8 protein-coding genes are annotated in these 9,186 nt (G+C 68.5%); 3 read left to right on the top strand and 5 right to left on the bottom strand.

Going from position 1 to position 9,186, the window contains the following annotated elements; genetic code table 11:
- Positions 1-9: 9 nt before the first annotated feature.
- Positions 10-2,601 (bottom strand): alpha-L-fucosidase, encoded by a 2,592-nt coding sequence (locus tag LLH23_13715; protein MCE5239528.1) that lies wholly within the window; start codon positions 2,599-2,601, stop codon positions 10-12.
- 142 nt (positions 2,602-2,743) lie between these two features.
- On the opposite strand from LLH23_13715, the gene LLH23_13720 reads away from it, so the two are divergent.
- Positions 2,744-3,541, top strand: a complete 798-nt coding sequence (locus LLH23_13720) for a hypothetical protein (GenBank protein MCE5239529.1) — start codon at positions 2,744-2,746, stop codon at positions 3,539-3,541.
- Positions 3,542-3,594: 53 nt separating this feature from the next.
- Positions 3,595-4,896, top strand: a complete 1,302-nt coding sequence (locus LLH23_13725; GenBank protein MCE5239530.1) for a hypothetical protein — start codon at positions 3,595-3,597, stop codon at positions 4,894-4,896.
- Between the two features lie 126 nt (positions 4,897-5,022).
- On the opposite strand, the gene LLH23_13730 is transcribed toward LLH23_13725, so the two are convergent.
- The 4 genes from LLH23_13730 to LLH23_13745 all read right to left on the bottom strand — a co-directional run bounded on the left by LLH23_13730 (position 5,023) and on the right by LLH23_13745 (position 8,178).
- A complete protein-coding gene (locus tag LLH23_13730) occupies positions 5,023-6,024 on the bottom strand; it encodes a hypothetical protein (GenBank protein ID MCE5239531.1) in 1,002 nt (333 codons plus the stop codon).
- A 27-nt stretch (positions 6,025-6,051) separates the two neighbouring features.
- A complete protein-coding gene (locus LLH23_13735) occupies positions 6,052-6,360 on the bottom strand; it encodes a hypothetical protein (GenBank protein MCE5239532.1) in 309 nt (102 codons plus the stop codon).
- A 26-nt stretch (positions 6,361-6,386) separates the two neighbouring features.
- Complete coding sequence (locus tag LLH23_13740; GenBank protein ID MCE5239533.1) at positions 6,387-7,319, bottom strand: hypothetical protein; 933 nt, start codon at positions 7,317-7,319, stop codon at positions 6,387-6,389.
- A 130-nt stretch (positions 7,320-7,449) separates the two neighbouring features.
- On the bottom strand, positions 7,450-8,178 hold the full coding sequence (locus LLH23_13745; protein MCE5239534.1) for a PIG-L family deacetylase: 729 nt from the start codon (positions 8,176-8,178) through the stop codon (positions 7,450-7,452).
- 168 nt (positions 8,179-8,346) lie between these two features.
- On the opposite strand from LLH23_13745, the gene LLH23_13750 reads away from it, so the two are divergent.
- Complete coding sequence (locus tag LLH23_13750; protein ID MCE5239535.1) at positions 8,347-8,985, top strand: DUF1559 domain-containing protein; 639 nt, start codon at positions 8,347-8,349, stop codon at positions 8,983-8,985.
- The last annotated feature ends 201 nt before the right edge of the window (positions 8,986-9,186 follow it).

Below are 9,186 nucleotides of genomic sequence, written 5' to 3' on the forward strand. Positions count from 1 at the left end.
CAGTCCTCCTCAATCCGGCAAGCGTTCGAAGCGGATGCTGTCCAGGCTGAAGCTCCCCGGCGTGTCGCCGGAGCCCACGAAGTAGACGCTGTCACACAGGAAGAACCACTCGGTCGCGTACTTGAGGTCCGCGAAGACCTTCGGCTCCTGACCGGGTGCTGTGACCGTCAGCGTGTACGCCGGTTTCTCGACGCCGAGCGCGAAGTCACACTGGACGTGCAGCCACTGCCCGAGCGGGAAGGCCATGGCCTCGCCGGCGGTGGTGGAGAGCTTCCCGTCGTGGTTGAAGCGCGCCAGCGGGCCGGCGCCCTTGCCCTCGTAGCGAACTTCGAGCAGGCAGTCGGCGCCGTCCACCCGCACGTCGAAGGTCAACCGCGCCCGGCCCGTCCGGAAGGGTGTCACCGAGCGGTGCATGAACGGCCAGAAGCTGCAGCCGGCCGCGTCGGTGAACTTCACGCAGCGCTTCCCGGCCGCGGGGTTTTGATCGCTGACGGCGACCGTCGCCGCGTCGCGGTTCCAGGACTGCCAGGGCGTCGCTGGCCTGCTGCCCACCGCGAGGTCCTCGAAGTCCTCGGAGAAGCCACTCGTCTTGGGGTCGAGGGGGTGGAAGTCCCCCAGCGTCTCGGGGACGTTCTGGCCGCACAGGCCGAACTGCGGGGGCGCGTCATACCCGAGCACAACCGCCGCGTGGTCCTTGAGGTACTCGAGTCGCACCGCCAGGAACTCGCCCTGCCGCGTCACAGTGGCGCCGCTTAGCGCGGGATAGGCCGCCAGGAGGCGCGCCTCGCCCTGCAGCGGCAACCACACCCGCACGTTGCGCAGCTCGGGGTTCAGGTCGGTGTAGTCGTCGGCGTTCAGGTCGGTCATGCGCCCGCCGACGCGGCTGCTCATGTCCACGATGTGCAGGACGATCTGCCCCTGCTTCTGGCGCAGCGTACACAGCAACGGGGCCAACCCGGCATTGGCCACCGCGCCGTACGACGGCCCGCAGCCCAGGGCCTTCAGCGCCCCCAGCAGCGCCTCATCCTGCGGGTAGAGCACCTGGTCAGTCGCCAGGTACGCCACCTTCCCCTGCCCCAGCGTGTGCACGGTCAGCGCCGGGCGGCCGTCGGCGAACGACAGCAGCGTCTGCGCCGTCCCCGGCGTCACATCCCACGACCCCAGCATCCAGCAACTGCGGTCGCCGATCCTGATCGCCGCGGGCTTGTTGGCCTGACGCGCCGTGCGCTTGAGGCCCAGGAGGCCGTCATCGCGCAGGCCGTCGCCGCACACCAGCAGCACGCCGCCCTGGCGGACGAAGGCCTCCAGCCACTGCATCGTCTCGGGGGCGAGGGCGTTCCCCATCGGCAGCACCACCACGCGGTACGGCGCCAGGCCCTGCCGGAGCGTCTCCTCATTGACGATGTCGGTGAAGTAGCGCGCCTCCTGCAGACACCGGGCCGCATTGCCAGCGACGGTCGTGTCCCACTTGCGGCCCTGCGCCAGCCAGGTCGTCTCGCTGTCCAGCACGGCCACCTGCGACAGCGACGTGGAGGGCCCCAGGGCCGGGGCGCGGTCGCGCACGAACTGCGCCATGCGCCGCGTCATCTCGATGGCCGAGGGCGGGAGGTCGCCACCGACCGTCCAGGCGAACCACTGGCCGCCGTGGGCCATCGTCAGCGCGCCTTCCTGGAAGGTGCGCTGCGGCGAATAGACCCGCGTCAGCGCCCGGTAGGGGGCCGCGTAGCTCATGATGTCCCAGGGGATCTTCTGCTGCGCCCCCCAGCGCATGACCACCGCCGGCAGTTGCCGGATCGAGCCACAGTCGCCCGTAAGGGTGTCCGCCCAGTCCGGCATCGGTTCGGGTTTGTGCGACCATGACCAGTTGCTCGTGTACATCGCCCGCTTGCTGGCGGTGTGGATCGTCTCGGCGACGAGGCGGCGGTACTCGTGGAAGCGCTGGTAGTGCCAGTCGCACCACTTGGCCCACAGCGGGGAGGCCTCATCGCGCGGCGCGTCCTGACCCGTGTCAGCTTTCCATTCCCTGAGGCAGTTGTCGCACCAGCAGGGCTTCGTGAGGATGTAGTCACCGTCGAACCAAAAGCCATCGGGGTCGTACCGGGCGATGATCTCCTTGATCTGCGGGAGGAACTGCTCGTAGAGGTAGCCCCTTTTATCGCGGTTGGGCCGGTTGCACACGCACGGGTCGCCGTTGATGGTGATCTCGCCCTTGGCTGTGCGCATGGCCCACTCGGGGTGGTCCTTGACCTGCAGCGGCCGCCGGTCCACCGACATGTAGATGCAGAGCTTCTTGCCCAGCTTCTGCGTGACCGTCTTGAACGTCGCGAGGGTGTCATAGCCGTCGGCGTTGGGGTTGTTCAGGCCGACCTTGGTGGGGTAGGTCGCGTAGCCGTTGCTCTGGGCCGAGACCTGGACCATGGTCACTGGGACACTGCGGAAGGCCTCGAGCAGCTCGTCCGGGGGCACCCCCTTGCCCAGCAGCCCCGAGTGGTTGTCGCAGTGGATGTTGACCAGCGAACTGCGGTACCAGTCGTTGCGCGGCTTCTGGGCCATCGCGCAGGAGGCTACAGCCAGCAGCAGGGCAAGCAGGGCCAGGCGCATGGGCACGGTCCCTCCACGATAGTGCTGCTCTGTTCCATTTCCTCCCCGGCCGCACCTGCCTCCGCATCCTCCGGGCAGCACGCAGGAGTGTCGCAGCCCCGCGCGGAACTCTCCCCTCAGAGACCAATGTGTGAGGCCGACCATGGACATCACGGCGCTATCACGTCACGCCGGCAACCTGCGTAGCATCTACGAGGGGCTGCTGGAGTCCGAACTAGATCGCGGCCTGCAGCGCCTGCTGGCCGACGAGCAGTGGGGGTTGCTGGCCATCTGGGCCATCACGGCCGCCGAGGTGCCGGCGCGGCGCATCATCACCAAGCTGCTGGAGGCCGAGCGCTTCCAGGAGTTGGCGCTCCCCGCGTGTCTGCGGCGGCAGGTGCGGCGGCAGGAAGTCATCGTGCACAACCCCGCCCGCGCCAAGCGCATCTTCCGCGACATGGATGCCGAGGAGGACGAGGCCGGGATTCCCGAGCACATCATGCAGGAGGCCCAGGACATCGCCGACGCGGCCGACACCAGCCGCATGGCCGCGCTGAGCCGCGAGGCCGGCATAGACCGCGACCCTCTGCGCGAGCTGATCGTCAACGGCATCGCCCAGAAGCTGAACACCTCGGAGATCGCCGGCGAGGTGCTGATAGCCATCGCCAAGGCCGGCGCCTTCGAGGACGCGCGGCGCATGGCCGCCCTGAAGTTGGCCAACAATGACCTCGTGATGCGCCGCCTGGCGCGCGAGGGGCGTGGCGCGGACATGATCGTCGTGGCCGAGAACTCGGGGCTCGAATCGGTCCGCACCAACGTCGCCCGCGCGCTCGGGCCCGTGATGGGCGCCATGCGCTCCCAGAAAGACTGGGACAGCCTGCGCTGGGCCGGCAAGCACCACCCCGACCCCAAGGCCCGCGAGGCCGTCGCCAAGGTGCTGGCCGACGAAGCACAGGCGTAGGGGCGGGGATCAGGGGACCGCGCCGTTACCCTTGTCGGGGAGAGGCACCACCGATGGCACTGCGCGTCGGCGCACACCGCAGCAACATCACACCCCACCTGGGCTGCCATCTGGCAGGCTACTTCCAGGACCGCCTCGCCGCCGATGTCGCCGACGAACTGCAGGCGCGCACCGTCGTCTTCGAGAGCGACGACACGGCCCTCGCCTGCTGCGTCCTCGATCTCATCGTGGCCGACCAGGTCTACCTCAACGCCGCCAAGCAACGCGCGCAGGAGCTGACCGGCATCCCCGCCGACCACATCTTCATCTCCTGCACTCACACCCACTACGGCCCCTCGCCGTTCACCCTCGGCAACGTCGTGTGTGAGGAGGAGTACCTGCAGTGGGCGATGGTCACGGTGGGGGATAGCGTGAAGCTGGCGCAGAACCGGTTGCGGCCCGCCGAAGTCGCCTCCGCCTCAGGCGCTTGCCCCGAGGAGACGCACAACCGCCGCTGGCGCATGCGGGACGGCAGCGTGCGCATGAACCCGGGCTATCAGAACCCGGACATGGTCGAGCCCGCCGGCCCGACGGACCCGGAGGTTGTGCTCCTCGTCGCGCGCGACGCCGACACCCAAGACCCCATCGCAGCCCTCGCCAACTACTCGCTGCACTACGTGGGCGGGCCGTACCATGACCGAGTGAGCGCCGACTACTTCGGGTACTTCGACCGGGCTCTTACCCGCATGGCCGGGGGCGAGTTCGTCGCCGTGATGGCCAACGGCTGCTGCGGCGACATCAACAACTGCGACTTCACGCGCCCGGCCTCCGCGTACCCACACCCCTTCTACCAGGCCGAGCGCGTCGCCAACCGCGTGGCGGCGGCGGCCTACTACGCCTGGCTGGGCATCCGCGACTATGACGCCGCGCCGGCCCTCGGCGTCGCCCACGAGACCGTCACCTTCACCCGGCGCGAGCCCTCCGCCGACGAACTGGCCGCGGCCAGGGCCCTGCGCGAGAGCAAGCACGATCCGGCGGACCTGGATTGGATCTACGCGGGGGAACTCATCGGGGTCAGCGAGGAGCCGCTGCACCGCCCGACGCCGGTCATGGCGCTGCGCGTGGGCGATGCGGGGATCGTGGGCCTGCCGGGAGAGATGTTCGTGCAGTACGGCCTGCAGATCAAGCGGCGCTCGCCCTTCGACCGCACGCTGACGGTCGAGTTGGCGAACGACTACGTCGGCTACTGCCCGACCGACCGCGCTCTGGACGAGGGCAGCTACGAGACCCGTCTGGCTCGCACCGCAAAGGCAGCCCGGGGCACCGAGGGGCTCTTCGTCGAGGCGGCGGTGAGGCTACTGAACCAACTGGCGTAGGGCGCGGGAGCCGCATGGCAGAGGCCGCGTGGGCGCGCGTGTCCCCACGCGCGCATCGGTCGTCGGCCCGACAAGAGTGTCGGGCGTACCGCCCCATATCCCCGCCATCCCCCCATCAGGCGCCCCCTACTTCAGCTCCTCCGCCAGTTCCTTCAGCACTGCCAGATCCTCCTCTTCCAGCGCCCGGACGTGGAAGAGACAGATGCCCTCGGCGCCCTGGGCGGCAGCGTGGCGAGTCTGGGCGGACATCTCCTGCGCGTCAATCTTGCCCAGGCTGGAGCTGCGCCCGATGCCGCAGTACAGCGGCGTGCCCACGCCCGTCAGCAGGCCGGTGTGCTCGGCCACAAAGCGCTGGAAGCGGTCGTGGCACGGGTTGTAGCTCATCGGGCAGACGAAATCAAGCAGGCCCTCGGCGCACCACTCCACCCAGTCCTGGCCCTCGGGCACGGCGTCCTTGAGGTAGCGCGCCCGGGCCGCCAGTGACAGCGGCGCGCCCGCGTCGTCGGCGACCTCGCGCAGGCCGTGCACGACCGACTTCACGAACCGGCCGCGCATCTTGATCTCCTGGTACACCATCCCCGGGTTCTGCAGGTCGTCGGCGTCGAGGAGCGGCTTGCCGAGCCACTGCTCGCGCTCGGCCTGGCAGCGCTCGCACCGGCACGGGTGGGTGTTGAGGACCATCGAGTTCGGGTAGCGCAGGTAATCCATGTGCAGGCCGTCGGGGCGGTAGATCTCCATCATCTCGCGGGCGACCGTGCAGGTGCGGCTGCGGTTCTCGCTCCACGCCGCGCAGGGCCAGTTGAGTGCCCAGGACGGCAGGGGCTCGTCGGACGGGCCGGGATCGTACAGCCCTTCCCCGGTCGAGGCCGAGACGGCCCCCAGGCCGATGATCGGGTGGACCTCCAGGCCAACCTGCGCGCCGGCTTCCACACACGGGCCGAGCAGATCGCGCTCCGGCGCCCCGAGCGTCTGGGACTCGAAGTAGTGCTTGCCGCCGCTCATCACAAAGGCGTGGTAGACGTCCAGGCCGCAGTCCTTCAGACGCCCAAACGCGCCCGCAATGTCCTTCAGGCTGTCCTGTCCGGCAGGGAACTCGCTGGCGGGATGTCCCCAGGCTGCAAAATCCATGGCGGTCTCCTTGTGGTTGCGTGTCGGCTATTCGCCTATGCCCCAGGCCACGATGTAGGGCTTGTCATCTGGGTCGACCGTGCGGTACTCCACAAAGGCTCCGGCGGGGGGAATGGTCGGGCCGGACTCGAATGGCCGGTTGTCGAGGATGCCGAAGCCACTCTCCTGGTCGCCTTCCAGGATGATTACCCAGACACCCTCGCAGTTGTCATCGCCCACCGGCAGCAGCACTTTGGCGAAGCTGACATGGGCGTCGATCTGCTGCTCCAGTTGCTCTTGAGTCCATCGCTCCGCGGCCTGGACCGCATAGGGTCGGTCCCCTCCGTCGTTCGTCATGTGATGCTTCCTCCTCCATTGGCGGGCTACTGCCAACTCGTCCGCGGCCCGCCGATGTCCTCGGCCACCGCCTGCAGGAACACGACCTCGCCCGGTGCGGTCTGCAGGAACGAGGCCGGCACGAGCGGTGTGACCGGCCCGTGGGTGGCCAGGCGGCCGATGAAGCGCTGCCAGCTCATGCCGCTGCCGAGGTACGCGTCGAGCCAGAAGCTGCGGAACTGCGCCGACAGCATGATGTTCGGTCCGATGGTATACGCGCACGGCGGGATGGACGACCAGTCGCCCCCCGCGCGCAGCGCGTTGTGCAGGATGGTCATCGGGTGCAGACGCACGTGGGCAGCGTGGGCCCCGCGCCAAGCCGCCACGTCGGCGAACTCCTCCGCCAGGTGCGGCTCCCAGAAGGCGAAGTGCCCGCACCAGCCGATGCCGCCATAGATGACATCGGCCCCCCGCCCTTCGCTGGCCTCGGCGATCATCTCGTCATAGCGGTCCACGTTGTCGGGGCCGGGGAAGTGGATGGCGGCCGGGCGCAAGTCCGGGTGGATCGGCTCGATGAGCTTTTGGCGCGCGGTGTGCTCGAACGACCACGGCGACTGCTCGTCAATCGTCGTGCCGTCTTCGTAGGCGTATTCGTCCAGGAAGAACAGGTGGGCATGGGCGAGCGACACGCCGCGCTCGTTGATCTTGTTGGCGAGCAGAGGGTACTGCCCCGTCGGACCGACGGGGAAGACGCCGACGAAGCGCCGCCCCGCCTCCGCCGCCTGCACGAAGCGCCCCAGCATGTCCTCGGCCATCGCGTCGTACAGCGCGGCCGGCTCCGCGATCACCCGGATCGAGAACTCCGGGTGGTGATGCGGCTCGCGGCGGGTGATGTCCGCCGCGGCGATGGCGCGCACGGCGTCACACGCCGCGGCGTCGCGGAAGGGGATCATGTCGAGCAAGTCACGACCGAGTGGCATCTCCAACTCCTGCAGACCATCCGTGTCCGAGGAAAAAGTGTAGTGCGGGCTTCCAGCCCGCCCAGGGCCAGTCCTTCTGGCGGGCTGGAAGCCCGCACTACACGAACTGACTGGGGTGCCGGCCTGCCCCCTACGGGAAGAACTGCGCCAGCTTCTGGATCGGCGCCGGGCGGTTGAACTGCCGGCACAGGGCGTAGGCCTCGGCGTACCGCACCCCGCAGGACACGCCATGCAGCACGGCCGCCGCCCTGATCTGCTCGAAGACATCGGTGCGGTGGTGGTCCTGCAGGTACTGGTGCTGGCTCACATGGCAGCGCATCGCCTCGAGCTTGCGCTCGAAGACGGGCGTGATGTCCACGTACAGGTCGGGCACGAACTCCCCGCCGGGCAGGGGGGCCATGTGCAGGGCGCTGGGGATGCCCGACGACGGGGGCTCCTCGGACACAATGGCCGGATTGCCCGCGTTGTTCGAGGCGTTCAGCGCCAACTCCGCCGCCGCCCGGTGGTGCTGGTGGTAGTCGCTCAGGGCCGGCACGATGAGCAGGTCGGGTTGCGTGCGGCGGATCAGGTTGCGAAAGGCCATCTCCGTCTCGCCGTAGTGGGTGCGCACTTGGTCCATGAGGTCATCGTCGCCGAAGCCCAGCCACTCCAGCCTCGCCCCCAGCACCTCGCACGCCGCGGCCATCTCCGCCTGGCGGACGCGGCTCCGCTCGGCTCTCTCCACCCCGGGGAGCCCCCCGAGGTTGCCGTTGCAGGCCACGGCCAGCGTCACCTTCAGCCCGGCGGCGGCCTGCAGGGCGACCGTGCCCGAGCACTGCATCTCGTCGTCAGGATGGGCGATCACCACAAGCACGCGCACGGCACCTCACCTCCCCATGCCTATGCTTCCCACCCGGGCGGTTCACCTTCTCGTCGGCGGAACATGGGGCGGCGTCGGAACGAAAGAAGGAAGATAACGGCACGACGGAGAAGAACGACATGTTATAGGCTCGGCGGACGTTCACATCTTGCGAAGGGTGGGCTCCCGATGCGGAAGGGTTTCACGCTCATTGAGTTGCTGGTCGTGATCGCCATCATCGCGATCCTGGCGGCCATACTCTTTCCCGTCTTCGCCAAGGCCCGTGAGAAAGCCCGTCAAGCCAGTTGCGTCTCGAACCTGCGGCAGATCGGCACCGCCTGCGCCATGTACTCGCAGGACTATGACATGCGCTACGTCCCCAAGTGCCTGGACCGCACCGGCACGGACATGGGCCGGTACTGGTACTACCTCATCATGCCGTACATGAAGAACGAGCAGATCCTGCGCTGCCCCAGCCGCCCGTGGGGCGGCAGCAAGTGTGGCTGCAGCGGCGGGGAGGACCGGCCAAACAACCCCTCCTATGACATGCCCTGCAGCAGCACGGGCACGGCCAGCTCCATGGGGATCATCGGCGCCGGCCGCGCCGAGACGGACGTGCAGGCGCCCTCCACGACCATCTACATCAGCGACATCTACTGCTCAGCCACCACCATGGGCACCACCACCGCCGATGGCGTGGTCACCCGCATGTCCTACGCGACCTCCAAGCGCCACAACGACGGCTACAATGCCGTCTATGCCGACGGCCACGCCAAGTGGCTGAAGGAGGCGCTGTACGGGTACTGGACCATAGACCCGAGCGACTGAGGCGGCGTCCGCGAGTCACGAACTGGGAAACTGTGGGAGCGGTCACCGACCGCGACGCGGATCGTCGCGGTCGGTGACCGCTCCCACAGCCTCCCAGTTCGTGACTCGCGGACGCCGCCTCAGTCGTTCGGGTCTATGGTCCAGTACCCGTACAGCGCCTCCTTCAGCCACTTGGCGTGGCCGTCGGCATAGACGGCATTG

The organism is bacterium (genome assembly GCA_021372615.1).
Taxonomy (GTDB): domain Bacteria; phylum Armatimonadota; class Zipacnadia; order Zipacnadales; family UBA11051; genus JAJFUB01.